This window comes from Methylobacterium ajmalii, from assembly GCF_036448855.1.
GTDB lineage: Bacteria > Pseudomonadota > Alphaproteobacteria > Rhizobiales > Beijerinckiaceae > Methylobacterium > Methylobacterium ajmalii.
The window spans coordinates 36622-62280 of record NZ_JAZFXT010000029.1; the positions used below are offsets into that span (position 1 = coordinate 36622).

The window sequence follows — 25659 nt, forward strand, 5'->3', positions numbered from 1 at the left end:
CTGCCCCACGCAGCCGGCGGGCCCGGGTAGCTCAGTTGGTAGAGCATGCGACTGAAAATCGCAGTGTCGGCGGTTCGACTCCGTCCCCGGGCACCACTTTCCCGTCCCTGACGCAGGTGGTGTCGTCCTCGATCGAGGACGATCTGTGGTGCTTGGTCCGTCGCCATCGCGCGGCCGGTGCGCCCGGGTAGCTCAGTTGGTAGAGCATGCGACTGAAAATCGCAGTGTCGGCGGTTCGACTCCGTCCCCGGGCACCATTCCTTCGAAAACCCTGAACATTCAGTCGATGCCGGCAAGTAAGCTGACCGAGCTTTCATGTACTTGCGTTCGCTTCGATGGATGGTGGCTCGGCATCCTCAAGCAAGTCGAGCCATCGTCATCATCCCCTCCCCGTCATCCTGGGGCTCGTCGAAGACGAGAATCCGGGATCCATCACCGCCGACATGGAAGAATGAGGCGAAGATCGTCCCGCCTCACCCTGAATCGTCAGCGGTGATGGATCCTGGGTTTCGCTGCACGGCCCCGGGATGACGCAGAGGATGTCGGGTCTTCCGGCGAGATCGACAGGCTCAGCTTCGTCAGATCCAAGTTCCTTAGATCCAAGCTCGTTAGATCCAAGCCCATCACGCCCTGACCGTCCGCCCCACCGGCGCCTTCGCCGCCGACCCCGTGCCGCCGGACGCCGTCCGGTTCTGCCACAGGTTCAGCGGCACGATCAGGATCACGGTGGCGAACACCCACCAGGCCGGGCGCACGTCGTAGGCGAAGTCGAGGTTGGCGGAGAGGACGGCCGAGGCCGGCACACCGGTGGCGAGCGCGTACCACAGCGCCTCCAGCCCCGCCGTCGCGAGGCCGGCGGCCACGCTGAGCCCCAGGAGCGGCAGCGGCGCGGTCGGCACCTTGAAGCGGTGCATCAGGCGCCAGCCCATCAGGGCGAGGAAGAGCCCGCTCCAGTAGACCGGGTTCGAGACGTCGATCTTCGATTGCAGGAAGAAGTGCAGCAGCGCCAGCGCGGTGAGCGGGTAGACCAGCCGGTGCAGCCGCGGCCAGGCCTTGCCGAGGCGGCGGATCATCCCGTCCGTCGAGGTGATGCCGAGCACCACGAGCCCGAGCAGACCGGCGAACCCGATGGTGAGATAGATGCGGAAGACGATCTCGCTCGCCACCCGGGCGAGGTCGAACTTCTGGTCGGCGATGTAGAGCGTGAAGTGAAATAGCGCGTAGGCGAGCGCGGTGAGCCCCAGCATCCGCCGCACCAGGATGAGCTTGGGCGCATTGGCGATGCGCCGCATCGGCGTGATCGCCAACGAGAGGATCAGGAACCGCACCGACCAGTCGCCCATGGCGTGCAGGTAGGCGGTGAGCGGCTTGGCGCCGAGCCGGTCGAGGGCGTAGGCCGCCGTGAACCACAGGCCGGGCGCCAGCGCGAGCAGGAAGACCGCGAGCTTGAACCGCGACAGGCGGCCGGCGCGGTCGAGCCACGGCCATGAGACGGCGCGGGCGGCAGGGCGGGCAGCTTGGCGGGACGGCATCGGGCGGGGATCGGCGATCCGAGGTTGGACGGTCATGCGGGAACCGGGTGCAATGCGAGATGCGCCACAGATAAGCCGCGAGCACCGGTTTGACCCGGGCCGCCGGCCACACGATGGCGTGAGAGGCGGCACCCCGTGGAGATCCGCCGTGCCGCGCACCGCCCTCGCCGCCCTCCTTCTCCTCGTAGCACCGGCCGCACACGCCGCCTGCACCGCCCCGACGCCGCCGCCGGCGAGCGAGAAGCCGGTCAAGCCCGCCCTGCCGCAGAAGCCCGCCTGCCTCGACGCCAAGGGCGGCTGCCCGGGCTGGGAGGCCTACACCTACAACGACGGGATCAAGGCCTACAACGCGCAGCTCGCCCCGTTCCGCACGAGCGCCGAGGCCTATGCCCGCAAGCTCAAGGCCTACGCCGACGGCAGCGTCGCCTACGCGAATTGCGAGATGCAGTCGCTGCAGTGACGGCGTGGTGGGCTCGCGCCCATGGCCGGCCCGCCGCAAGCCCGCATGGATGTCGACGCGTTCCTCGCCTGGAGCGCGACGGTTCCGGGCCGTCACGAACTCGTCGACGGCGAGGTCTTCGCGAGGGCGCCGGAGCGGGCGCGTCACGCCCGGGTCAGGTTCGCCGTCCAGTCCGCCCTCGATCGCGGCCTGAGGGCGCTCGGCTCGTCCTGCGAGATGCTGCCGGACGGCGTGACCGCCCGCATCGACGCCCGGACGGCCTCCGAGCCGGATGCGCTCGTCGATTGCGGCCCCTGGATGGACCCCGACGCGGTCGAGGCGCCTCCGCCGGTGATCGTGGGCGAGGTGCTGTCGCCGGGAACCCGGTCGGTCGATGCGGGGGCGAAGCTCGCGGGCTACTTCCTGCTGCCGAGCGTCGTGCATTCTCTGCTGGTCGATCCGCGGCGCCCCGGCCTGATCCATCATCGCCGCGCCGGCGCGGCGATCGAGACCCGGATCGTGAGCGAGGGGAGCCTGTCGCTCGACCCGCCCGGGATCGTGCTCGCGGTGGACGACCTCTTCGGCACGCGCTGACCGGCGTGCTACGATGCCGGGGCAAGGATCTATCGACAGGTTCGACGCGATGAAGCCGCATCCGCAGACGCGCATGAACGTGGACGAGTACCTCGCCTGGAGCGAGGCGAATCCCGGACGATACGAGCTCGTGCAAGGCGAGGTGTTCTCGATGGCAGCCGAGCGCGCACAGCATGCGGACACACGCGTCGCCGTTTTCGACGCTCTGCGCGGTGCAATACGCGCCGCCGGCATCACATGCCGGGCGATGCCGGACGGGATGACCGTCCGCATCAACGCCCACACCGCCTACGAGCCGGATGCTTTGATCTATTGCGGCCCGCGCATCGACCCCGATGCGATCGAGGTGAAGAATCCGGTCATCGTCGTCGAGGTCCTGTCTCCCAGCACCCGCCGGATCGATGCGAGCGAGAAGCTCGTCGGTTACTTCAAGGTGCCGAGCATCCACCACTACCTGATGATCGATCCCGATCGCCGCACGGTCGTCCACCACCGCCGCACCGGCAACGGGATCGACACTGCCTTCCTGCAGGACGGCTCCCTGAGGCTCGATCCGCCGGGCCTCGAACTCTCCGTCCCGGCACTGTTCGAGGAGCCCTGAAGCCCCGCGCTTGACCCTCCCGGTAGCGGATGCGACAGGCGCGGGCATCCTCTTCCCCGCGCGAGCCCCTGCATGACCGCCTCCCTCGACCTCCTCGTCCTCGGCAATGCCATCGTCGACGTGATGGCCCGTACCGACGAGGCCTTCCTGGTGCGCGAGGGCGTGCACAAGGGTGCGATGCAGCTCATCGACGAGGCGCGGGCCGAGCACCTGTTCCAGGTGATGGGCCAGGCCACGATCATCTCGGGCGGCTCGGGCGCCAACACGGCGGTGGGCGCGGCGCTCCTCGGCGCGCGGGCGGGCTTCGTCGGCAAGGTGCGCGACGACGAGCTCGGACGCCTCTTCGCCCACGACCTCACCGCCACCGGCGTCCGCTTCGACGTCGCCCCGGCGAGCGAGGGCCCGGCGACGGCCCGCTGCTTCGTGCTGGTGACGCCGGACGGCGAGCGCACCATGAACACCTATCTCGGCGCCTGCCAGGGCCTCTCGGCCTCGGACGTCGACGAGGAGACGGTGCGGAGCGCCCGCCACGTCTACCTCGAGGGCTACCTGTGGGACCCGCCGGCCGCCAAGGAGGCGTTCCGCAAGGCGGCGAAGATCGCGCACGGCGCCGGCAACAAGGTGGCGCTCACCCTGTCGGACGCGTTCTGCGTCGACCGCTACCGCGACGAGTTCCTGGGTCTCATCCGCGACGGCAGCCTCGACATCCTGTTCGCCAACATCCACGAGCTGAAGAGCCTGTACCAGACCGCCGACGCCGACACGGCGCTGGCGGCCCTGCGCCAGGAGAAGAACCTCCTCGGCGTCGTCACCCGCTCGGAAGAGGGCGCGCTGGTGGTCTCGGGCGACGAGACGAAGTCCGTGCCGGCCTCGCCGGTGCGCGAGGTGGTCGACACCACCGGCGCAGGCGACCTGTTCGCGGCGGGCTTCCTCGCCGGCCTCGCCCGCGGCCTCGACCATGCCGATTGCGCCCGCCTCGGCGCGGTCGCGGCGGCGGAGATCATCTCGCATCTCGGCGCCCGGCCGCAGGGAGACCTCAAGGCGCTCGCCGCTCAGGCCGGGTTGAAGGTCTGACGGACGGGCGGCGCTTCCGTCAGAGCTTGACCGATGCTAAGCCGGCTTCGCAGCGATGCTAAGCCGGCGCGGCAACGACAGTCGGCGGCGCATCGGGCTCCCGATCGTCGCACGCCCGTCACGCGCGTGCGGCACCGGAACTCAAGAAACCATCCGCCAGGGAGCGGCCCGTTGGTCGAGAACCGCCGCTTCGGCAACCTGATCCCGCACCTCGTGCTCTGCCTCGGGGTCGGGATCGTGGTCTTCCCGGTCTACCTCGCACTGATCGGCTCGACGCACGACGCCGCCACCATCGCCAACGGCCAGATGCCGCTCTGGCCCGGCTCGCACGGGCTCGAGACCTACCGGCGGGCGCTCACCGAATCCGGCATGGCCGGCGCGCCGGTCGGGCTGATGCTGGTCAACAGCACGATCATGGCGCTCGCCATCGCGCTCGGCAAGATCTCGATCTCGCTGCTCTCGGCCTACGCGCTGATCTACTTCAAGTTTCCGTTCCGGCAGACCGCCTTCTGGGCGATCTTCGTCACCCTGATGCTGCCGGTCGAGGTCCGCATCTACCCGACCTACAAGGTCGCGGCCGACCTCCAGCTCCTCGACACCTACGCGGGCCTCGCCCTGCCGCTGATCGCCTCGGCGACCGCGACCCTGCTGTTTCGCCAGTTCTTCCTCACGGTGCCGAACGAGCTCGTCGAGGCCTCCCGCATCGACGGGGCCGGGCCGGTGCGGTTCTTCCTCGACACCCTGCTGCCGCTCTCGCGCACCACGATGGCGGCCCTGTTCGTGATCCAGTTCCTGTACGGCTGGAACCAGTACCTCTGGCCGCTGCTGGTCACCACCCGCGACGACATGCAGACGGTGGTGATCGGGCTGCGCAAGATGACCTCGATCACCGACCAGCTCACCGAGTGGCAGATCGTGATGGCGACCGCCGTGCTGGCGATGCTGCCGCCGGTCGTGGTGGTGTTCGCGATGCAGAAGCTGTTCGTGCGCGGCCTGGTGGAGACCGAGAAGTGACCTCTTTCCCGACGATCGGACGCCCCTGATGGCCGGCCTCGCCCTCGACACCCTGCGCAAGACCTATTCCGGCGGCGTCGACGCGGTGCGCGGCGTCTCCCTCGACGTGCCGGACGGTGCCTTCTGCGTCCTCGTCGGACCTTCGGGCTGCGGCAAGTCCACGGTGCTGCGGATGATCGCCGGCCTCGAGACCGTGACCTCGGGGGCGATCACCATCGGCGGACGCGTCGTCAACGACGTCGAGCCGGCCGACCGCGACATCGCGATGGTGTTCCAGAACTACGCGCTCTATCCCCACATGCGGGTCTACGACAACCTCGCCTACGGGTTGCGCAACCGCGGCACGCCGAAGGCCGAGATCGAGACCCGGGTGACGGACGCCGCGCGGCTGCTGGGCCTCGAGGCGATGCTGACGCGCTACCCGCGCCAGCTCTCGGGCGGCCAGCGCCAGCGCGTCGCCATGGGGCGGGCGATCGTGCGCAAGCCGCAAGTCTTCCTGTTCGACGAGCCCTTGTCGAACCTCGATGCCAAGCTGCGGGTGCAGATGCGGGTGGAGATCCGCCGCCTGCAGCGCCAGCTCGGCGTCACCACGGTCTACGTCACCCACGACCAGGTCGAGGCGATGACCATGGCCGACCGGCTGGTGGTGATGAACGGCGGCCAGATCGAGCAGGTCGGCACCCCGATCGAGATCTATCGCCGACCGGCCACCCGCTACGTCGCGACCTTCATGGGCTCGCCGCCGATGAACATCCTGTCCGCCGAGGCCGTAGACGGCGGCGTGCGGATCGACGGGACGGTGATCCCGGTTGCCGGCCTCACCCCCGGCACCGCCGTCGAGGCCGGCATCCGGCCCGAGGACCTGCGGATCGCCGAGGACGGGCTGCCGTTCCGGGTCGCCTTCGTCGAGGAGCTCGGCGCCACGCGCCTGCTGCACGGGCCGCTCGCCGGCACCGACGTGGCGGTGCAGGTGCCCGCCGGCTCCGCCACGCAGGAGGGCGACACGGTGCGGCTCGCGATCGACGCAAGCGCGCTCCACCTGTTCGACCCCGCCACCGGGCGGCGGCTGGCGCAGGGCTGACCGGAGGCCGGCGGCCTTTCCCGCCGCCTAAGCTTCGGCGTATGCAGGCGGAACGCGATTCCGCAGAAGCGGGATCTTAGGCGTCATCCCGTCAACGGGAGGCGCGCCAACGGGAGGCTCGGTCTTCGTGCACAAACCCCTCGCCGGCATCAAGGTGCTCGAACTCGCCCGCATCCTGGCCGGTCCCTGGATCGGGCAGCTCCTGGCGGATCTCGGCGCCGACGTGGTCAAGGTCGAGCGGCCGGTCGTCGGCGACGACACCCGGACCTGGGGCCCGCCCTTCGTCGAGGGCGCCGACGGCGAAACGCTCTCGGCCTCGTACTTCCACTCGACGAACCGCGGCAAGCGCTCGGTCGCGGCCGATTTCGAGACAGACGAGGGCCAGGCCGTGGTGCGCAAGCTCGCCGCCCACGCCGACGTGGTGATCGAGAACTTCAAGGTCGGCGGCCTGAAGAAGTACGGCCTCGACCACGAGGCCCTGAGCGCCCTCAACCCGCGGCTGATCACCTGCTCGGTCACCGGCTTCGGCCAGGACGGGCCCTACGCGCCCCGCGCCGGCTACGACTTCATGGTCCAGGGGCTGGGCGGGATCATGTCGCTCACCGGCGAGCCCGAGGGCGAGCCGGTCAAGACCGCGGTCGCCTTCGCGGACGTGTTCACCGGGGTCTACGGCACGGTGGCGATCCTCGCCGCGCTCCAGGGCCGGCACGCGACGGGGAAGGGTTGCCACATCGACATGGCGCTCCTCGACACGCAGGTCTCGGTGCTCGGCAACCAGGCGCTGGTCTACCTCGTCTCCGGGATGCTGCCGCCCCGGATGGGCAACGAGCATACCAGCATCGTCCCCTACCAGGTCTTCCCGACGTCGGACGGCCACATCATCGTCGCCTGCGGCAACGACGGCCAGTTCCAGAAGTTCTGCGGCGTGCTCGGCACCACCTGGCACCTCGACCCGGACTATTCCACCAATCCGGGCCGGGTGACCCGGCGCGACGTGCTGATCCCGCTCATCGCGGCCGAGACCGGCCGCCACACCAAGGCCGACCTCCTGGCGCGGCTCGGCGCCGTCAACGTGCCGGTCGGTCCGATCAACGACCTCGCCGAGGTCTTCTCGGACCCGCAGGTGGTCCATCGCGGGATGCGCCTCGACCTTCCCGATCCGCGCGCCAAGGGCGGCACGATCCCGAGCGTGCGCTCGCCGATCGTCATCGACGGCGTGCCGATGGCGGCCGAGACCGCCTCGCCGCAGGTGGGGGACCATACGCAGAGCGTGCTGGCCGATCCGGCCTGGGGCGGGTGACGCGGATCGATCCAGGGCAAGCATTACGCGCAAGTCTTTTCTCTCCCACCCTCGACCTCATCCTGAGGTGTTAGCCGATCAGAGATCGGCTAACCTCGAAGGAGGGCTCCAGGGATCGCGGAGCCTTCTGGAGCCCTCCTTCGAGGTCAGTCCATCTCTGATGGACTGACACCTCAGGATGAGGTTGTGGATCGGATAGACCGTGAGAAGCCCTGAATCGGGGCCTAAGAGAATGCTGGAGACCAAACCCATGACCGATGCCCCCCGCCCCCGCACCGGCGGGCAGATCCTGGTGGACCAGCTCGCCCGCCACGGCGTCGGCGACATCTTCTGCGTCCCCGGTGAGAGCTACCTCGCGGTGCTCGACGCGCTGCACGACGCGCAGATCCGCCTCACCGTCTGCCGGCAGGAGGGCGGGGCCGCCATGATGGCAGAGGCGCACGGCAAGCTCACGGGCAAACCCGGGATCTGCTTCGTTACCCGCGGTCCCGGCGCCACCAACGCCTCGCCCGGCCTGCACATCGCCAAGCAGGATTCGACCCCGATGATCCTGTTCGTCGGCCAGATCGAGCGGGCGGCCCGCGAGCGCGAGGCGTTCCAGGAGCTCGATTACCGGGCGGTGTTCGGCACCATCGCCAAGTGGGTGACGGAGATCGACAGCGCCGAGCGCCTCCCCGAGCTGATCGCCCGCGCCTTCCACGTCGCCACCGCCGGCCGGCCCGGCCCGGTGGTGATCGCGCTGCCCGAGGACATGCTGGTCGAGACCGCGACCGTCCCGGACGCTCCCGTCTTCCGGCCGGTCGAGACCCATCCGGCGCTCGCCCAGATGGTCGCCCTGCAGAACCTGCTGGGGCAGGCGGAAAAGCCCTTCGCGATCCTCGGCGGCAGCCGCTGGTCGGCGGAGGCCGTGCGGCGCTTCTCGCGCTTTGCCGACCTGTTCTCGCTTCCCGTCGCCTGCTCGTTCCGGCGCCAGGGCCATTTCCCGGCCGATCACCGCTGCTACGCCGGCGATCTTGGCCTCGGCGTCAACCCGAAGCTGCTGGCCCGGATCAAGGAAGCCGATCTCCTGCTCGTCGTCGGCGGGCGGCTGTCGGAGATCCCCTCGCAGGGCTACACGCTCCTCGACATTCCGGGACCGCGCCAGACCCTCGTCCACGTCCACCCGGACCCGGAAGAGCTCGGCCGCGTCTACAGCCCGGCGCTCGCCATTAACGCGAGCCCGACCGCCTTCGCGGCGGCGATCGAGACGGTGCAGCCGCCCCGCGCGCTGCCCTGGGCCGCCGGCACCGAGGCCCTGCATGCCGATTACCTCGATTGGAGCGATCCCACCCGGATCACCACGCCGGGCACGCTCCAGATGGGCGGCGTGATGGCGCATCTGCGGGAGGCGCTGCCGGCCGACGCGATCCTGTGCAACGGCGCGGGCAACTTCGCCACCTGGGTCCACCGCTTCTGGCCGTTCCGGTCGCATGACGGCCAGCTCGCCCCGACCTCGGGCTCGATGGGCTACGGCGTGCCCGCCGCCATCGGCGCCAAGCGGCTGCTCCCCGAGCGCACCGTGGTCGTCGTCTCGGGCGACGGCGACTTCCTGATGAACGGGCAGGAATTCGCCACCGCCGTGCAGTACGGGCTGCCGGTCATCGTCATCCTGGTCGACAACGGGATGTACGGCACGATCCGGATGCACCAAGAGCGCGAATATCCCGGCCGCGTCTCCGGCACCGCGCTCAAGAACCCCGATTTCGCCGCCTACGCCACCGCCTTCGGCGGCTACGGCGAGCGGGTCGAGCGCACCGAGGACTTTCCGGCGGCCCTGGCGCGGGCGCTCGCCTCCGGCCTGCCGGCAATCCTGCACTGCCCGACCGATCCCGAGGCGATCACCCCGACCACGACCATTCAGGCGCTGCGGGACCGGAAGCGGTCCTGACGCGTCGACGCCGAGGTCCCCGTCCGACCCGCAACCTCATCCTGAGGTGTTGGCGATCGCAGATCGCGCGCGATCAAGGATCGACTGACCTCGAAGGAGGGCTCCAGAAGTCTCGGCGATCCCTGGAGCCCTCCTTCGAGGCCAAGCGATCTCCGATCGCCCGGCACCTCAGGATGAGGTCGTGGGTAGGATGATCCGGAGAACGGCACCGGCGGAGTCGCAGTCCTCACAACCTCCCTTGTCCCCCGCTCACGGCTGTGCTTAGCCAGCTACTAACAAGCTGCCCGCCGCTGGAGACGGTGCGGACCGCGTCACCCCCGGCGCCTGTCGTCGGAGTGTCACGCGGGCCCCGCATGAGGGGCCGCACACGAGGAGACGACAACCCGATGGCCCCCACCCCGACCATCCGCATCGCGCTCGCGGGCTTAGGCCTGGCGCTGGCCGCGACCCCGGCGCTCGCCGTCACCGAGCTGCAATGGTGGCACGCGATGACGGGCGCCAACAACGACGCCGTCAACCGCCTCGCCGACGAGTTCAACGCGAGCCAGAGCGACTACAAGGTCGTGCCGACCTACAAGGGCAATTACGGCGAGACGCTGAATGCCGGCATCGCCGCGTTCCGCGCCGGCACCGCGCCGCACATCATGCAGGTGTTCGAGGTCGGCACCGCCACGATGATGTCGGCCAAGGGCGCGGTGAAGCCCGTCTACCAGCTGATGAAGGATGCCGGCGAGCCGTTCGACCCGAACGCCTACCTGCCGGCGATCACCGGCTACTACTCGACGACCAAGGGCGAGATGCTCTCGTTCCCGTTCAACTCGTCGTCGATGGTGATGTGGGCCAACCTCGACGCCCTGAAGGCCATCGGCCTCTCCGAGCCGCCGAAGACCTGGCCGGACCTGTTCGCGGCGGCCAAGAAGCTGACGCAGAACGGCTTCCCGAATTGCGGCTTCTCGACCACCTGGGTCACCTGGCTCAACATCGAGCAGCTCTCGGCCTGGCACAACGTGCCGGTGGCCACCAAGGCCAACGGCATGGACGGGCTCGACACCACGCTCGAGATCAACGGCCCGCTCCAGGTCAAGCACCTCGCCAACCTCGCCGAGGCGCAGAAGGACAAGAGCTTCGACTATTCGGGTCGCTACGACAGCGGCTTCGGCCGCTTCACCGCCGGCGAGTGCCCGATCATGTTCGGCTCGTCGGGCTCCTACGGCAACGTCAAGGGCGCGGCCAAGTTCGCCTGGGCCTCGGCGCCGATGCCCTACTATCCCGACGTGCCGGGCGCGCCGCAGAACAGCATCATCGGCGGCGCCTCGCTGTGGGTGATGGGCGGCAAGAAGCCCGACGAGTACAAGGGCGTGGCGAAGTTCTTCACCTTCCTGTCGGACACCGACCGGCAGGCGAAGCTGCACCAGACCACCGGCTACATGCCGATCACCAAGGCCGCCTACGAGAAGTCCAAGGCGGACGGCTTCTACGACAAGAACCCGGCCCTCGAGACGCCGATCAAGGAGCTGACCAACAAGCCGCCGACCGAGAACTCCCGCGGCCTGCGTCTCGGCAACCTGCCGCAGATGCGCGATCTGTGGGCCGAGGAGATCGAGGCGACGCTGGCCGGCAAGAAGACGGCGAAGCAAGGCCTCGACGAGGCGGCGACCCGCGGCAACGCGATGCTGCGCCAGTTCGAGAAGCAGGCCGGACGGTAACATCATGGGTCCCGAACGCGTCACCTTCGGAGGCCGGCTGCTGCCGGCGGCGCTGATCGCGCCGCAGCTCCTCATCGTCGGCCTGTTCTTCTACTGGCCGGCGGTGCAGGCGGTCTGGCAGTCGTTCCAGATGCAGGACGCGTTCGGGCTCTCGACCGAGTTCGTCTGGTTCGAGAACTACCGGGCCCTGTTCACGGACCCGGCCTATTACCAGGCTCTCGTCACCACGCTGGTCTTCGCCGCGGCGGTGGCGGGGCTTTCCCTCGGCTTCGCGCTGCTCCTCGCCACGATGGCGGACCGGGAGATCCGGGGCTCGGGGATCTACAGGACCCTGCTGATCTGGCCCTACGCGGTGGCGCCGGCGGTGGCGGGCGTGCTGTTCGGCTTCCTGTTCCAGCCCGGCCTCGGGCTGATCGCGCGCGGCCTCAACCAGATCGGCATCCCGTGGAACCCGCTGCTGGACGGGAACCACGCCATGATCCTGGTGGTGATGGCGGCGGCCTGGAAGCAGGTCTCCTACAACTTCCTGTTCTTCCTCGCCGGCCTCCAGGCGATCCCCGGCAGCGTGATCGAGGCGGCGGCGATCGACGGCGCCGGCCCGGCCCGGCGGTTCTGGACCATCATCTTCCCGCTGCTCTCGCCGACCACGTTCTTCCTGATGGTGGTCAACGTCGTCTACGCCTTCTGCGAGACGTTCGGCGTCATCGACGTGCTGACCCATGGCGGCCCCGGCCGGGCGACCCAGACGCTGGTCTACAAGGTCTACCAGGACGGCCGCATCGGCGCCGACCTCGGCGGCTCGGCGGCGCAGTCGGTGGTGCTGATGGCGATCGTGATCGGGCTCACCGCGATCCAGTTCCGCTACGTCGAGAAGAGGGTGGCGTACTGATACGGTTTCCGGAAGATCGCTTGCGGAACCCGTATGACGCCGCCGCGAGGACGGCGCGGCGCCCGCGATCGGACGCACGACGATCCGGACAAAAAAAGCGCGCGGCACCCGGCTCCCGTACGGGAGCAGGGCGCCGCGCGCCTTCTCGTCCGTCCGACGCTCCTCGCGGCGGGACGCCGGAGCCGCGGCGGTTCAGGACGACATCGTCCGCTCGGGCTCGCCCTCCTCGATAAAGCCGAGCTCGTCGAACAGCGCCGTGGCGGCGCGGATCATCGCCTGCACGGAGGGCAGGTCGCGGATCTGCGGGCTCGCGGTGTGCTGCAGGTCGAGAATGCCGGCGGCCAGGCGCAGGGCCTGGATCTCGGCCCGGGCGGCCTGGGACATGTCGGAATGCGGGGCGGAGGCGTGGATCGCGAGGGCCATGATGCGTGCCTGGTCTTGGGGAGATGAGAATCGGGAAGCGGGTGCGGGAAGCGCGCCGGAGGTCATGACCAGGGCTCTTCCGCGGCGTGGAGCGCGGTAGGCGGATAGGTCCGCCCGACATAGCCGAGCGCGAGCCGGAGCAGGTCGAGGACGACCTGGTCCTCGCAGGCGGCGGCGTGCCGGTAGGCCTCGATCAGGTGTTCGGCCATCCGGTCGGCCGGCGCGCGCGACACGGCCGGCAGGTGCAGGGCCCGGAGCGGGATCGGGACGCGGGTGTCGTCGTGGTACGGCATCGCGGTTCCCCTCAGGCGGCCAAGCCGCGGCCGGCGCGGGTGCGGTCGGGCGGCGGCGGGGTACGGGCGAGGACCGAGGCGACGATGCCGTAGGCCGCCCGGGTTTCCCGCAGGGCCTCCTCGCTCATCGCGATCGAGACCGCGCAGAGCGACACGCCCTCGCAGGCCACGGGCAGGCCGAGGGGCCGCGGCCGCCAGCCGATCTCGGCGAGTTGCGGGATCCAGTAGGTCTCGACGACGAGGCTCAGGTACGGGATGCCCTGCTCGAGGCAGTGCTCGATCATGCCCGCCGAGACGATGCCGGCGGCCCGCGACAGCGGCCGCTCCTCGCGGTAGCGCGTGGAGGAGAAGAGCCGGGTGCATTCCCAGGTGCCGGGCTCGCGCGGGAGGCCGCGGATGTCGGCGAGGTGCGGGAAGACCGCGTTCAGGAGGGTCGGGCCATCGGAGGGCAGGAGCCGGGTGCCGCCCGCCACCCGGCCGTCGCCGTCGATGGCCAGGAGGTAGCGCGTGGCCTCGGTGTCGAAACGGTCGCGCCCGGCGGCGTCGACGCTGCGCAGCGCCCGGCAGCGGCCTTCCTCGAAGGCGGCGCGGCGCAGCGCATGGTGCTGCGCCAGGGCGTCCGCGTAGGCCCCGCGGCTCGTCCGGTCGATGGCATGGAGGCGGATCATGCGCTGACGTCCCTCGGTCCGGCGCCATAAGGCCAGAGGAGGACGTCCCGCGGTATCCCGGAAAACCGGGAGGGTGACCGCCGATCGCGTGGATTCTCGCCGTTTCTCTAGAGGGTGATCTCCCGCAGCCGCAGGGCCTCGATCACCGTGTGGGTGGTGTTGCGGGTGCCGATCTTGGTGCGGGCGTTGCGCAGGTAGGTGGAGACGGTCTCGACCGAGACGCCGAGGAAGTCGGCGGTCTCCTCCTGGGTGCGCCCCTGCGCGGCGCAGGACAGCACGTCCCGCTCGCGCGCGCTCAGGAGCCGACCGCCGGGCTTGCGCCGGCGGGACGTGGTGCGGGCGGCGGCCGACCAGGCGTAGAGCCCGAGGAGGTGGACGGCGCGCCGGACCCTCGGCGTCATCTCGACCCGCTCGCCGGCCAGCGAGATCCCGCCCTGGAAGCCGTGCGCGTCGTGGATCGGCACGCAGTAGCCGGCGCCCATGCCGTGCTCGCGCGCCTCCTCCATCACCCGGCGGGCCTGCGGGGCGGTGTCGGGATCGAGGGGCGCCTCGTTCCAGGAGAACGGCTCGGTGGTGCGGAAGCAGTGCCGCACCACGGGATCGTAGCGGTAATGCCCGACCCGGTCGTAATGCGTGAGCCAGCCCTCGGGCCAGACGCTCAGCAGGAGGTTGGGGCCGAGCCGGTCGCTCGGTTGCGGCAACCGGGTGATGGCGAAGTAGGAAAAGCCGCAGCGGGCGACGAGGTCGAAGATCGTCTTCTGCACGTCCAGGGGATCCGACAGGCCGTCGAGGCCGTCGATCAGGTCGAATGATTGACGAATGAACGCATCGTCGGCGTCCGACATGTTCCACCCCTGACCCGGCACACCGCCCCGGTGCGGCGCACGCCCGTGCCGCGGCGCCCGGTCTCCCGGGGAGTATTAGAATCCTACCAGCAAAGATCAATCCGCGTCGGCGCGGCCGCCGTGGACGCCGGCCCGGCGTTGCCTCGGCGCACGTTCCGCACTATCGGGAGCCAGACAAAAGCCCTCCCCGTTGCCGAAGGTCTGGCCGATGAAAGCGCGCGTCACCGTCACCCTGAAGAACGGCGTCCTGGATCCCCAGGGCAAGGCGATCGAGGGGGCGCTGCGCTCGCTCGGGATCACCGGCATCGCCGGCGTGCGCCAGGGCAAGTTCTTCGAGGTCGAGGTCGACGCCGCCGACGAGGCGAGCGCCGAGGCCACCGTGAAGGCCGCCTGCGACCGGCTGCTCGCCAACACCGTAGTCGAGAACTACCGCGTCGAGATCGCCCGATGAAGGCCGCAATCGTCGTCTTCCCGGGCTCCAACCGCGAGCGGGACGTCGCCCGGGCCCTGCGCCTCGCCGGCGCCGAGGTGACCACCGTCTGGCACACCGAGACCGAGCTGCCCGCCGGCACCGACCTCGCGGTCCTGCCCGGCGGCTTCTCCTACGGCGACTACCTGCGCTGCGGCGCCATCGCGGGCCGCGCCCACGCCATGGACGCGGTGCGGGCCCACGCCGCCCGCGGCGGGCTGGTGCTCGGCATCTGCAACGGCTTCCAGATCCTGTGCGAGTCCGGCCTGCTGCCGGGCGTGCTGATGCGCAATGTCGGCCGCCGCTTCATCTGCCACCGCCAGACCCTGCGGGTGGAGCGCGCCGACACGGCCTTCACCAAGGCCTATGCCCAGAACGAGGTGATCGACGTCTGCGTCGCCCACGGCGAGGGCAACTACTTCGCCGACCCCGAGACCCTGGCGCGCCTCGAGGGCGAGGGCCGGGTGGCGTTCCGCTACTGCGACGCGGCCGGGCAGCTCACGGTGGAGGCCAACCGCAACGGCTCGCTCAACTCGATCGCGGGAATCTACTCCGACACCCGCAACGTGCTCGGGATGATGCCGCACCCGGAGAACTTCGTCGAAGGCCTCGTCGGCGGCACCGACGGGCGCGGCCTGTTCGAGAGCCTGGCCAAGGCAGCCTGAGGGATCTGTCGGAAAGCTTCCGCATCCCTCCCATTCACGACCTCGTCCTGAGGTGCCCACGCAGTGGGCCTCGAAGGAGGGCTCCAGGAAGCGCAGAGACTTCTGGGGCTCTCCTTGGAGGTCAGTCGATCCTCGATCGCGTGCGATCTGCGATCGCCAACACCTCAGGATGAGGTGGGTAGAATGGAATAAGTGACGACCGGGAGGCGGGCCGAGAGGTCCGCCTTTTTTGTCAGTGCCCGTCGAACTCGATCAGGGTACGCACCGGCAGGTCGAGGGCACGCAGGCGGTCGGCGCCGCCGAGTTCCGGCAGGTCGATGACGAAGCAGGCCGCCACCACCTCGGCGCCGATCCGGCGCAGGAGTTCGACCGCCGCCGTGGCGGTGCCGCCGGTGGCGATCAGGTCGTCGACCAGGATCACCCGGTCGCCGGGCTTCACCGCGTCGGAATGGATCTCCATCTCGTCGGTGCCGTATTCGAGCGCGTAGGCGATCGACACGGTGGTGTGGGGCAGCTTGCCCTTCTTGCGGATCGGCACGAAGCCCGAGGAGAGCTGGTGGGCGATCGCGCCGCCGAGGATGAAGCCCCGCGCCTCGATGCCGGCGACCTGGTCGATCCGGCCGCCCGCGTAAGGGTGCACCAGCTCGTCCACGGCGCGCCGGAAGGCACGGGCATCGCCGAGCAGGGTGGTGATGTCGCGAAACACGATGCCGGGCTTCGGATAGTCCGGGATCGAGCGGATCGCGTCCTTGAGGGCGGACGTGGTGCGCGGGTCCATGCGGAGACCTTTTTCGTGAAATGTCGGCGAAGGTCCGGACCGGCAGGGAGCCGGCCCGGCGGGCGGGGTCAGCCGCCGACCTTGCGCAGGATGGCGACGAGCTCGCGCTGCAGCACCTCGTTGCCGCAGGCGACCGAGCCGGCGGTCATCGGGTCGGCGCCGCCATCGGCGCTGCTGGCGAAACCGCCCGCCTCGCGTACCAGGAGCAGGCCGGCGGCCATGTCCCAGGTCTTGATGTCGCGCTCCCAGTAGACGTCGGCCCGGCCGCAGGCCACCGCCGCGAGGTCGAGGGCGGCCGAGCCGGTCTGGCGCACGCCGCCGGTCACCGCCATCACGGCGGCGAGCTCCTTGAGCAGGCGCGGATGGCTGCCGCGGCCGAGATAGGGCGAGCCGTAGAGCGCCAGGCTGTCGGCGAGGTCCTGCCGGCCGGCGACCCGCAGGCGCTTGTTGTTGAGGAAGGCGCCCTTGCCGCGCTCAGCGAGGTAGAGCTCGTCCTTGATCGGCTCGTAGATCACCGCGGCGACGATCGTGCCCTCGCGCTCGAGGCCGACCGAGATGCAGAAATGCGGCACGCCGTGCAGGAAGTTGGTGGTGCCGTCGAGGGGGTCGACGTGCCAGGTATGGGTCTTGTCCTGGCCCTCGATGACCCCGCTCTCCTCCATGATCAGGCCGTAGCCCGGCCGCGCCTTCATCAGCGCCTCGCGCAGGGTCGCCTCGGCCTTGCGGTCGGCCGCGGTGACGAAGTCGCCCGGGCCTTTTCGCGAGACCTGCAGGTTCTCGATCTCGCCGAAATCGCGCTTGAGCCCGCGCGCCGCCTTGCGCACGGCATCGACCATCACGGTCATCAGGGGGGAGACGATCATCGGGCGGCGGCTCCCGGAATGCGGGTCGGGGTCATGGGCGAAATCCTTTGGGGCGGGCGCTGGCGCCCGCGTCGGATGAAAACGGCAAGAGCGCGCGACCGCGGGGAGGCGGGGCGCTTGGCTGGTGATTGGCTCTAGAGCATCGGCACGAGGCGAGGAAACCACTTTTCGGGCGATGCGGGGCTGATGCGCGCCGGCGGCTCTCGGCTCACGGCCCCGCCCGGTCCGCCGCCAGCCGCTCCGCCCGCGCCTTCTCGTCGGCCGTGAGACCCGACACCGCCTGGGTCAGCCACGCATCCGAGAGCCCCTGCGCCCGGGCAGCCATGTCCCAGGCCGCGGCCTCGACGAGGTTCTTCGGGACGCCGCGGCCGCTGGCGTAGAGCCGGGCGACGCGGTTCTGGGCCACGGCGTTGCCCCGGAAGGCGGCGTGGCGGAAGTAGCGGGCGGCGCGGGCCTCGTCCTTCGCCACGCCCTCGCCGTTGAACAGCAGGATCGAGTACTCGACCTCGCCGGGCAGATCGCCGTTGTCGGCGGCGCGGCGGAACCAGTCCGCCGCCTTGGCGGTGTCCTTCGGCATCCCGCGGCCCTGGAGGTGGAGGACGCCGAGCGCGTGCTGGGCCGGGGCCAGCTCCTGGTGGGCGGCCTGGCGCAGCAGGTCGGCGGCCCGGGTCAGGTCGGCGGGCACGCCGGTGCCGAGCAGGATCAGGGCGAGGTTGTAGCTCGCCGTCGCGTCGGCCCGCGCGGCGGCCTTCTCCAGGAGGGCGCGGCCGGCGGCCTGGTCCTTCGCGACGCCCCGGCCCTCGATCTGCATCATGCCGAGCGTCGCGGCGGCGTGGGGATCGCCGAGATTGGCCGCGAGCCGGTACCATTCGGCGGCGCGGGCGGGGTCCTGGCGCACCCCCAGACCCTGGCTGTAGAGCTCCGCCAGCAGGGTCATGGCGGGAAAGTCGGTCTTGTTGGCCTCGAGCCGCTTCGTCGCCTCCTTGAAGGCCGTGACGTAGAAGCCGCGCTGGTAGGCGCCGTAGGCGAGGTCGGCGTTCGGGTCCTTCGACGGCGCCGGCGGCAGCGAGGCGGCGCCCGGCAGGGTCTTGTTGGGCGCGCCGAAGGTCTGTGTGCCGAGCGGGGACGCCCCGGGCTGGACCGGCAGCACGCCGCCCGGCAGGGCCGTGCCGGCGGCCGGCGGCGTCGCGGGCGCGGGCTTGGCCGCGGCCGGTCCGGCGGCGAGGGCGACGACGAGACCGAGCGCGAGGCGGGTGGGGCGCATCCTCACCCCTCCCCGGCCGGGCGGTCCTGGATCATCCGCTGCACCTCGGCGACCGCGGCCTCGCCCCCCTCCCCGGCCCACAGGACCGGATCGAGGCCGATGAACTCGGCCCCCGTGGCGAGGAGGTCCGGTACCGCCGCGAGGTCGCGGGCGAGCGCGATGCAGGGCGTCTCGAAGATCTCGACCCACCAGGTCAGCCGCGCCACGAGGTCGTCGTGGGCGAGCTTGCCCTCGTCGCCGAACAGGACGTAGTCGGCGCCGGCCTCGCCCGCCTCCATGGCGGCGTGCTTGGTGCGCAGGCGCCCGACCCCGAGGATCCGGCCGTCGCGCAGGCGCTCGCGGAGCGCGCGCAGCGGGCTGTCGCCGTCCTCCTCCTCGTCCTCCTCGCCGTCGGCCTCAGCGGGGATGTCCGCCTCGGCCTGGTCTTCCACGCCGTGATTGGCCGGGACGTGGACGCCGTCGGCGCCACTGCGGGAAGCCACGGTGGCGAGATCGATGCCGCCGCCGCCGGCCAGCACCAGGGCGGCGCCGGCCTCCTGCACCGCGGGCGCCACCGCCTTGACGGCGTTGACGAGCGCCCGCTCCTCGCCGGGCGGCAGGCGCAGGATCACCGCGGCGACGTCGCCGGCCGCGACCGCGCGCGCCAGGCGCTGGCCGAGGTCCGGGCCGGCCTCGGGGGCGGTGAGGAGGATCAGGCGGGTCTGGGGATCGGCCATCTTCAGTCTGTCGCGAGGTGTCGGGACGGGGGTGTCGAAAACGCACGGGGCGGACGGCCCGCCGGCCGCCCGCCCTGCTGCATGGTCAATGGGGCGGCGATGCGGCGCGAGCCGCAGCGCCGCGCCGGGATCACTCCGCGGCGGCCTTCGAGGGGGCGAAGGACGGGTCGAGCTTGCCGGCGGCGTAGCGCTTGGCCATCTCGGAGAGCGCGATCGGACGGATCTTGCCGGCGTTGCCGGCCGTGCCGAACTCCTCGAAGCGCTGCTTGCAGAGCTTCGTCATCGCATCCATCGCCGGCTTCAGGTACTTGCGCGGGTCGAACTCGGCCTTGTTCTCCTGCAGGATCTTGCGGATCTGGCCGGTCATCGCCATCCGGTTGTCGGTGTCGATGTTGATCTTGCGCACGCCGTGCTTGATGCCGCGCTGGATCTCCTCCACCGGCACGCCCCAGGTCGGCTTCATCTCCCCGCCGTACTGGTTGATGATGTCCTGAAGGTCCTGCGGGACCGACGAGGAGCCGTGCATCACCAGGTGGGTGTTGGGCAGGCGGCGGTGGATCTCCTCGATCACGTTCATCGCCAGCACCGCGCCGTCGGGCTTGCGGGTGAACTTGTAGGCGCCGTGCGAGGTGCCCATGGCGACCGCGAGCGCGTCGACCTTGGTGGCGGCCACGAACTTCTCGGCCTCGGCCGGGTCGGTGAGCAGCTGGTCGTGCGACAGGACGCCCTCGGCGCCGTGGCCGTCCTCGGCCTCGCCCTCGCCGCTCTCGAGCGAGCCGAGCACGCCGAGCTCGCCCTCGACCGAGCAACCGGCCCAGTGCGCCATCTCGGTCACCTTGCGGGTGATCTCGACGTTGTAATTGTAATCCGCCGGGGTCTTGCCGTCGGCCTTGAGCGACCCGTCCATCATCACCGAGGTGAAGCCGTACTGGATCGCGGTAGCGCAGGTCGCCTCGTTGTTCCCGTGATCCAGGTGCATGCAGACCGGGATGTGCGGGTAGATCTCGACGAGGCCGTCGATCAGCTTGGCCAGCACGACGTCGTTGGCGTAGGAGCGGGCGCCGCGGCTCGCCTGCAGGATCACCGGCGAGTCGGTGGCGTCGGCCGCCGCCATGATGGCGAGGCCCTGCTCCATGTTGTTGATGTTGAAGGCCGGCACCCCGTAGCCGTGCTCGGCGGCGTGGTCGAGAAGCTGCCTGAGCGTGATGCGCGCCATGTCGAAATCCTCCGAGACTGTCGATGTTGCTGGATTATAGCGGACGGGTCGGCCGGCGTCCTAACGCGACCGACCTGAACGGGAACCCTCAAGCTTGCCGGCGCAGGGCGTCGACGCCCGGGAGCGGCTTGCCCTCGAGCCACTCGAGGAAGGCGCCGCCGGCGGTCGAGATGTAGGTGAAGTCGGCCGACACGCCGGCATGGTTGAGCGCCGCCACCGTGTCGCCGCCGCCCGCCACCGAGACGAGCTTGCCTGCCTTGGTGCGCGCGGCCGCGTGGCGGGCCGCCGCCACCGTGCCCTGGTCGAAGGGCGCGATCTCGAAGGCGCCGACCGGCCCGTTCCACACCAGGGTCTTGGCGTCGTCGATCGCGGCCGCGATCCGGTCGACCGACAGGGCGCCGATGTCGAGGATCATGCCGGTCTCGGGGATCGCGTCGACCCCGTAGGTGTGGTGGGGGGCGCCGGCCTTGAATTCCTCCGCCACCACGCCGTCGACCGGCAGGATGATGGCGCAGTTCTTTTCCCGTGCCGCCTCGATGATCGCCTGGGCGGTGGCGGCCAGATCGCGCTCGCACAGCGACTTGCCGACGCCGAGGCCGGCGGCGTGAAGGAAGGTGTTGGCCATGCCGCCGCCGATCACAAGGGCGTCGACCTTGGCGACGAGGTTCTTCAGGAGGTCGATCTTGGTCGAGACCTTGGAGCCGCCGACGATCGCCACCACCGGTCGGGCCGGGGCCTCGAGACCCTTGGTGAGGGCGTCGAGCTCGGCCTGCATCAGGCGGCCGGCATAGGCCGGCAGCACGTGGGCGAGGCCTTCCGTCGAGGCGTGGGCCCGGTGGGCGGCGGAAAAGGCCTCGTTGACGTAGACGTCGCCGTTGGCGGCGAGCGCCTCGACGAAGGCCTTGTCGTTCTTCTCCTCGCCGGCGTGGAAGCGGGTGTTCTCCAGCATCAGGACGTCGCCGTCCTCGAGCGCGGCGATCGCCGAGGCGGCGGTCTCGCCGATGCAATCCTCCGCGAAGGCGACCCGGCGGCCGAGCGCCGTGGCGGTGGCCTCGGCGATCGGGCGCAGGGACTCGGCGGCGACCGGCTTGCCCTTCGGGCGGCCGAAATGGGCGAGCAGGATCACCTTGGCGCCGGCCTCGACGAGCTCGTTGAGGGTCGGCAGCACGCGCTGGATGCGGGTGGCGTCGGTGACGCGGCCCCCGTCCATCGGCACGTTGAAATCGACGCGGACGAGGACGCGCTTGCCCTTGAGGTCGCCGGCATCGTCGAGGGTACGGAACTGGGTCATCGGCGGGGCACCTTGTGGGGGTGGCGCGGCGCGGATCAGCGCAGCGGGATCAGGGACTGGAGGTTGAGGCGCTGGGCCACCAGGGTCAGCGCCACCGTCAGCACGGCCGTGACGATCGCCGTGACGATCAGGGCGCCGGCGCCCGGCAGGCGGCGGGTGCGGTCGGAGAGTGCCCGGACCTCGGCGCGCAGGGCCGCGAGGTCGGCCTGGCGGGCGGCCTCGTTCATGCGGGCGCCGGCCGCCTCGACCCGGTCCTCGACGCGGGCGAGCAGGGCCTCGGAGCGAGCGTACTTGTCCTCGATCCGCGAGGCCTTGTCCTCGATGCGGGCGAGCTGGTCGGCGACCTGCGCCGGCAGCGCGAAGGGTTGCGGCTGCGCGGAGACCTGAGCGGGAACGGAAGCCGGCGGGACCTGCGCCGGAACGACGGGGGTCGCGTTCGGCGGCGGAGCGGCCGGAGTCGGAACCCGCCCCTGCGGCAGGGCGGCGTCGGCGGCGTTCGCGGGGCGGGGGGCGGGCACGGCGTCGGTCATCGGCGGATCCTCGGGGGCGAATCCTTGCGGGACGAAGCGGGCGGCCCCGCGCCGGGGCCGCCCGAAAGCGAAGGCCGGCGCCCGAGGGAGCCGGCCCGTCGCGTCGGCCGTGATCAGATGAGCTTGGCCATCGCGATGGCGGTGTCGGCCATGCGGTTCGAGAAGCCCCACTCGTTGTCGTACCAGGTCAGCACGCGCACGAAGATGCCGTCCATGACCTTGGTCTGGTCGATGTGGAAGGTCGAGGAGTGGGGGTCGTGGTTGAAGTCGATCGAGACGTTCGGGGCCTCGGTGAAGCCGAGCACGCCCTTGAGCGGGCCGTTCGCCGCCGCCTTGATCGCCTCGTTGATCTCGGCGACCGAGGTGGCGCGCTTGGAGTTGAACTTGAAGTCGACGACCGAGACGTTCGGGGTCGGCACGCGGATCGAGGTGCCGTCGAGGCGGCCGTTGAGCTCCGGCAGCACCAGGCCGACGGCCTTGGCGGCGCCGGTCGTGGTCGGGATCATCGACAGGGACGCGGCGCGGGCCCGGTACAGGTCCTTGTGCATCTGGTCCAGCGACGGCTGGTCGTTGGTGTAGGAGTGGATCGTGGTCATGAAGCCGCGCTCGATGCCGACGGCGTCGTTGAGCACCTTGGCGACCGGAGCCAGGCAGTTGGTGGTGCACGAGGCGTTGGAGACCACCAGGTGGTCGGCCGTCAGCTTGTCGTGGTTCACGCCGTAGACGACCGTGAGGTCGGCGCCGTCCGCGGGAGCGGACACGAGGACGCGCTTGGCGCCGGCGTCGAGGTGGAGCTTCGCCTTGTCCTTCGAGGTGAAGATGCCGGTGCATTCCATCGCGATGTCGACGCCGAGCTCGCGGTGGGGCAGCTCGGCCGGGTTCTTGATCGCGGTGACGCGGATGCGCTGGCCGTCGACCACGATGTGGTCGCCCTCGACCGTGACGGTGCCGGGGAACTTGCCGTGGACCGAATCGAAGCGCAGCAGGTGGGCGTTGGTCTCGACCGGGCCGAGATCGTTGATGGCCACGACCTCGATGTCGGTGCGGCCGGCTTCCTTGATGGCGCGCAGGACGTTGCGGCCGATGCGTCCGAAGCCGTTGATGGCGACCTTGACCGTCATGTGTTGTCTCCCTTGGGGTTAGGCGTGGCGGAGATGTGGGGACGCATCGTCCCTCGGGGGCGGAAGGCCCCTCGAGGGTGGATCGCCCCGTGAAGGCGTGGCGCTCGCGGGGGCCGGAGAATCCAGGCGGCGGGCCGGGCCGGGCGGCTCGGGCGCGCAGTACCTCGGCCGGGGCGGGGCGCGCCTGAATGATGAGTGGCGAGGCTGAAGGGGGACCGGCTCCGGCCGGCGGAGCCCGCTGCGCCCGTGGTCCCGCACACGCCTGCCGTCCCGACGGGGACGGTACGGGCGGAAAGCACGGGAGGCGTCACGGCAGCTCGTATTCCGTCAATCCGCCGGCGACAGCCGTCCGGCGGGGGCGCCGGCTTCCTATCATGGTGCCGGAGCGTGTCAAACCCGAGCGGAGCCTTGGGGAAAACCCCACCCGGCGGCGGCGGCGATCCGGCCGCGTCGCGTGGTCTTGCGACGGATTAAACCTTGCTTGGCACCGTCCGCGGGCGCGCCGATCTTTCGCCGAGCGTCCCGGCGCGACGCCGTCAACGGCGCGCGACGACGACGATGCACGAGAGCTTCGGGAGAGACGCTTAACCATACGAGAGCAAGGAGCGGACGACGCTGGGAACCGTAACGAAGATTGCGTCCGCCGACCTGTATGCCGGGGGGTACAGGTGACGACACCATGCAGATCGATCTCCACACTCTCTATTGCCTGATCGTCGGGACGCTGCTCGTCGCCGGCGCGATGACGCTCTGGGAGCGCCAGGCGCATCCGCGGCGGGCCCGCGAGCTCGGGATCTGGGCCGGCGCCTGCCTGACCTTCGCGGCGGGACTCGTCCTGGCGATGAACCGGGCGCTCCTGCCGGGCGTCCTCGGCCCGGCGCTCGTCAACCTGGTGATCGTGACCGGCTACCTGATGGTGCTGCACGGGGTGCGCCACCTCGACGGGCGGGCGCGGCTGCGCGTGCCGCTCGGGGTGCTCGCCGGCCTCGCGCTCCTGTGGGCCACCCTCGGGGTGCACTTTCCCGGGCCGTTCTGGAACTACGTCGCCTCGCTGCCGATCGCGCTGGCCTGCGGGCTGACCGCGCTCGCGCTGATGCGCAGCCGCACCGCCCGGCCGTTGCGGGCGCGGCAGGTCGCGATCGCGGTGTCGGGCGGCCACGCGCTGTTCAACCTGGCGCGGGCGGTCCTGACGCCGGCGCTCGTCGCGGCCTATGGCGACGGGCTGCTGCCGGCCTTCGGCAAGGCGACGATGTACGAGGGCGTGCTCTACTCCGTCGCCATGCCGATGAGCCTGATCGCGCTGGTACGCGAGGAGGCCCAGGCCCAGGCGGTCGCGGCGTCGCGCACCGACTACCTCACCGGCATCGCCAACCGCCACGGCTTCTTCGAGGCCGGCGACCGGCTCATGGCCGGGCTGGCGCCGGAGCGGCCGGCGGCCCTGCTCGCGTTCGACCTCGACCACTTCAAGGCGATCAACGACCGCCACGGCCATGCCGCCGGCGACGCGGTGCTGCGGCTCTTCGCCGATACCACCCGGCGGATCGCCGGGCCCGGCGCCGTGATCGGCCGTCTCGGCGGCGAGGAATTCGCCACCCTCCTGCCCGGGCTCGACGTGGCGGCGGCCCGGCGGGTCGGCGAGGACGTCGCCCGGGCCTTCGCGGCGGCGGCGACGGATCGCGACGGCCCCGGCATCCCGGCGACCGTCAGCGTCGGCCTCGCGGTGGCCGGGGCCGAGGACCGGGATCTGCCGGCGCTGCTCTCGGCCGCCGACCGGGCGCTCTACCGGGCTAAGGCCGGCGGCCGGAACCGGCTCGAGGTCGCCGCGGCGGCCTGATTGTCCCCAGCCCCGCCCCGGGAAGCCTGGGCGAATCCGGCACGGCGATTGCGAGGCGCGGCGCGGCGCTTTAGGGTTTTTTCCGGATTGTCGCGTTTTCGGAGATCAGAATGACCGCAGCGGTGGAGGAAGCGCTGCGCCGCCTCGAAGCCTCGGTGGCCCTCCTCGAATCCGCGGTGGCGCGCCGGCTCGATGCGGAACGCAGCCACAGCGACCTCGAGACCGAGCTCGAGATCATGCGCGACGACCGGGCCCGGCTGGCCGCGGAGCTGGACGGGGCGACGGCGCGCCTCGCCGAGGTGCAATCCGTGACCGAGGACGTGGACCACCGCCTCGGCCGCGCCATCGGCACCGTCGAGGGCGTGCTCGGGCGCGCCGGCGAGCGCGGCGAGGCCTGACCGCCCTCCCCTGGCCTGCCGTCCGACGACTGCTTTCGACATCCCCAGTCCCGATCGTTCCCAGTCCCGATCGTCCGCCGACCGGCGGACCGATGTCCCGGGCGACTCCATTCCCCCCAGGTGACTCC

Annotated in this window: 27 protein-coding genes and 2 tRNA genes; 16 read left to right on the forward strand and 13 right to left on the reverse strand. The window is 70.7% G+C overall.

The window, feature by feature from the left end:
- Window positions 1-20 precede the first annotated feature (20 nt).
- Window positions 21-96: transfer RNA gene (locus V3T34_RS15130), tRNA-Phe, on the forward strand.
- A gap of 85 nt (window positions 97-181) precedes the next feature.
- Window positions 182-257, forward strand: a tRNA-Phe gene (locus V3T34_RS15135).
- 366 nt (window positions 258-623) lie between these two features.
- On the opposite strand, the gene V3T34_RS15140 is transcribed toward V3T34_RS15135, so the two are convergent.
- The gene (locus V3T34_RS15140) at window positions 624-1532 is read right to left on the reverse strand and encodes a protein-methionine-sulfoxide reductase heme-binding subunit MsrQ (protein ID WP_305078992.1); all 909 of its coding nucleotides are present in this window, start codon (window positions 1530-1532) and stop codon (window positions 624-626) included.
- 148 nt (window positions 1533-1680) lie between these two features.
- Between V3T34_RS15140 and V3T34_RS15145 the strand changes: the two genes are divergently transcribed.
- The 10 genes from V3T34_RS15145 (at window position 1681) to ugpA (ending at window position 12157) form a co-directional block, all read left to right on the forward strand.
- The gene (locus V3T34_RS15145) at window positions 1681-1992 is read left to right on the forward strand and encodes a hypothetical protein (RefSeq protein WP_060849803.1); all 312 of its coding nucleotides are present in this window, start codon (window positions 1681-1683) and stop codon (window positions 1990-1992) included.
- 45 nt (window positions 1993-2037) lie between these two features.
- Window positions 2038-2565 (forward strand): Uma2 family endonuclease, encoded by a 528-nt coding sequence (locus V3T34_RS15150; RefSeq protein ID WP_305078982.1) that lies wholly within the window; start codon window positions 2038-2040, stop codon window positions 2563-2565.
- Window positions 2566-2614: 49 nt separating this feature from the next.
- Complete coding sequence (locus V3T34_RS15155) at window positions 2615-3166, forward strand: Uma2 family endonuclease (RefSeq protein WP_236012633.1); 552 nt, start codon at window positions 2615-2617, stop codon at window positions 3164-3166.
- 72 nt (window positions 3167-3238) lie between these two features.
- Window positions 3239-4240 carry an adenosine kinase gene (locus V3T34_RS15160; RefSeq protein ID WP_091882649.1) on the forward strand — a complete coding sequence of 334 codons (1002 nt, stop codon included), beginning with the start codon at window positions 3239-3241 and terminating at the stop codon, window positions 4238-4240.
- A 171-nt stretch (window positions 4241-4411) separates the two neighbouring features.
- On the forward strand, window positions 4412-5254 hold the full coding sequence (gene ugpE / locus V3T34_RS15165; RefSeq protein WP_060849799.1) for a sn-glycerol-3-phosphate ABC transporter permease UgpE: 843 nt from the start codon (window positions 4412-4414) through the stop codon (window positions 5252-5254).
- Between the two features lie 28 nt (window positions 5255-5282).
- The gene (locus tag V3T34_RS15170; RefSeq protein WP_305078983.1) at window positions 5283-6335 is read left to right on the forward strand and encodes an ABC transporter ATP-binding protein; all 1053 of its coding nucleotides are present in this window, start codon (window positions 5283-5285) and stop codon (window positions 6333-6335) included.
- Between the two features lie 127 nt (window positions 6336-6462).
- Window positions 6463-7635 (forward strand): CaiB/BaiF CoA transferase family protein, encoded by a 1173-nt coding sequence (locus V3T34_RS15175; protein ID WP_091882655.1) that lies wholly within the window; start codon window positions 6463-6465, stop codon window positions 7633-7635.
- A 250-nt stretch (window positions 7636-7885) separates the two neighbouring features.
- Window positions 7886-9562: a thiamine pyrophosphate-binding protein gene (locus tag V3T34_RS15180; RefSeq protein WP_305078984.1), complete on the forward strand. Its 1677-nt coding sequence runs from the start codon at window positions 7886-7888 to the stop codon at window positions 9560-9562.
- 386 nt (window positions 9563-9948) lie between these two features.
- Window positions 9949-11268, forward strand: coding sequence for a sn-glycerol-3-phosphate ABC transporter substrate-binding protein UgpB (ugpB, locus tag V3T34_RS15185; RefSeq protein ID WP_060849795.1), 1320 nt, complete (start codon window positions 9949-9951; stop codon window positions 11266-11268).
- A gap of 4 nt (window positions 11269-11272) precedes the next feature.
- The gene (gene ugpA / locus V3T34_RS15190; RefSeq protein WP_060849794.1) at window positions 11273-12157 is read left to right on the forward strand and encodes a sn-glycerol-3-phosphate ABC transporter permease UgpA; all 885 of its coding nucleotides are present in this window, start codon (window positions 11273-11275) and stop codon (window positions 12155-12157) included.
- Between the two features lie 192 nt (window positions 12158-12349).
- Here ugpA and V3T34_RS15195 read toward each other — a convergent pair whose 3' ends face one another.
- The 4 genes from V3T34_RS15195 to V3T34_RS15210 form a co-directional block, all read right to left on the reverse strand.
- A complete protein-coding gene (locus V3T34_RS15195) occupies window positions 12350-12580 on the reverse strand; it encodes a hypothetical protein (protein ID WP_060849793.1) in 231 nt (76 codons plus the stop codon).
- Between the two features lie 62 nt (window positions 12581-12642).
- Window positions 12643-12873, reverse strand: a complete 231-nt coding sequence (locus V3T34_RS15200; RefSeq protein ID WP_091882661.1) for a hypothetical protein — start codon at window positions 12871-12873, stop codon at window positions 12643-12645.
- Window positions 12874-12884: 11 nt separating this feature from the next.
- The gene (locus V3T34_RS15205; RefSeq protein WP_060849791.1) at window positions 12885-13541 is read right to left on the reverse strand and encodes an acyl-homoserine-lactone synthase; all 657 of its coding nucleotides are present in this window, start codon (window positions 13539-13541) and stop codon (window positions 12885-12887) included.
- A 107-nt stretch (window positions 13542-13648) separates the two neighbouring features.
- Window positions 13649-14386, reverse strand: coding sequence for a LuxR family transcriptional regulator (locus V3T34_RS15210; RefSeq protein WP_060849790.1), 738 nt, complete (start codon window positions 14384-14386; stop codon window positions 13649-13651).
- Window positions 14387-14594: 208 nt separating this feature from the next.
- Between V3T34_RS15210 and purS the strand changes: the two genes are divergently transcribed.
- Window positions 14595-14837, forward strand: a complete 243-nt coding sequence (gene purS, locus V3T34_RS15215; protein WP_060850814.1) for a phosphoribosylformylglycinamidine synthase subunit PurS — start codon at window positions 14595-14597, stop codon at window positions 14835-14837.
- Complete coding sequence (gene purQ / locus V3T34_RS15220) at window positions 14834-15520, forward strand: phosphoribosylformylglycinamidine synthase subunit PurQ (protein ID WP_060849789.1); 687 nt, start codon at window positions 14834-14836, stop codon at window positions 15518-15520. Before purS ends, purQ begins: the two co-directional genes overlap by 4 nt.
- A 232-nt stretch (window positions 15521-15752) precedes the next feature.
- Here purQ and V3T34_RS15225 read toward each other — a convergent pair whose 3' ends face one another.
- From V3T34_RS15225 to gap, 8 genes are all read right to left on the reverse strand, one after another.
- Window positions 15753-16298: an adenine phosphoribosyltransferase gene (locus tag V3T34_RS15225; RefSeq protein ID WP_060849788.1), complete on the reverse strand. Its 546-nt coding sequence runs from the start codon at window positions 16296-16298 to the stop codon at window positions 15753-15755.
- A 68-nt stretch (window positions 16299-16366) separates the two neighbouring features.
- Window positions 16367-17161: an inositol monophosphatase family protein gene (locus V3T34_RS15230; RefSeq protein ID WP_060849787.1), complete on the reverse strand. Its 795-nt coding sequence runs from the start codon at window positions 17159-17161 to the stop codon at window positions 16367-16369.
- A 208-nt stretch (window positions 17162-17369) separates the two neighbouring features.
- Window positions 17370-18425, reverse strand: coding sequence for a tetratricopeptide repeat protein (locus tag V3T34_RS15235; RefSeq protein ID WP_082742859.1), 1056 nt, complete (start codon window positions 18423-18425; stop codon window positions 17370-17372).
- A 2-nt stretch (window positions 18426-18427) separates the two neighbouring features.
- Complete coding sequence (locus V3T34_RS15240; RefSeq protein WP_305078985.1) at window positions 18428-19141, reverse strand: thiamine phosphate synthase; 714 nt, start codon at window positions 19139-19141, stop codon at window positions 18428-18430.
- A 130-nt stretch (window positions 19142-19271) separates the two neighbouring features.
- Window positions 19272-20357: a class II fructose-bisphosphate aldolase gene (fba, locus tag V3T34_RS15245; protein ID WP_060849785.1), complete on the reverse strand. Its 1086-nt coding sequence runs from the start codon at window positions 20355-20357 to the stop codon at window positions 19272-19274.
- 88 nt (window positions 20358-20445) lie between these two features.
- On the reverse strand, window positions 20446-21648 hold the full coding sequence (locus V3T34_RS15250; protein WP_305078986.1) for a phosphoglycerate kinase: 1203 nt from the start codon (window positions 21646-21648) through the stop codon (window positions 20446-20448).
- A gap of 35 nt (window positions 21649-21683) precedes the next feature.
- A complete protein-coding gene (locus V3T34_RS15255; RefSeq protein ID WP_060849783.1) occupies window positions 21684-22178 on the reverse strand; it encodes a hypothetical protein in 495 nt (164 codons plus the stop codon).
- A gap of 113 nt (window positions 22179-22291) precedes the next feature.
- Window positions 22292-23299, reverse strand: a complete 1008-nt coding sequence (gene gap / locus V3T34_RS15260) for a type I glyceraldehyde-3-phosphate dehydrogenase (protein ID WP_305078987.1) — start codon at window positions 23297-23299, stop codon at window positions 22292-22294.
- A gap of 679 nt (window positions 23300-23978) precedes the next feature.
- On the opposite strand from gap, the gene V3T34_RS15265 reads away from it, so the two are divergent.
- Entirely contained in the window at window positions 23979-25133 is a 1155-nt protein-coding gene (locus tag V3T34_RS15265; RefSeq protein ID WP_305078988.1) for a GGDEF domain-containing protein, read from the forward strand.
- 110 nt (window positions 25134-25243) lie between these two features.
- On the forward strand, window positions 25244-25531 hold the full coding sequence (locus V3T34_RS15270) for a DUF4164 domain-containing protein (RefSeq protein WP_048430045.1): 288 nt from the start codon (window positions 25244-25246) through the stop codon (window positions 25529-25531).
- Window positions 25532-25659: the final 128 nt, after the last annotated feature.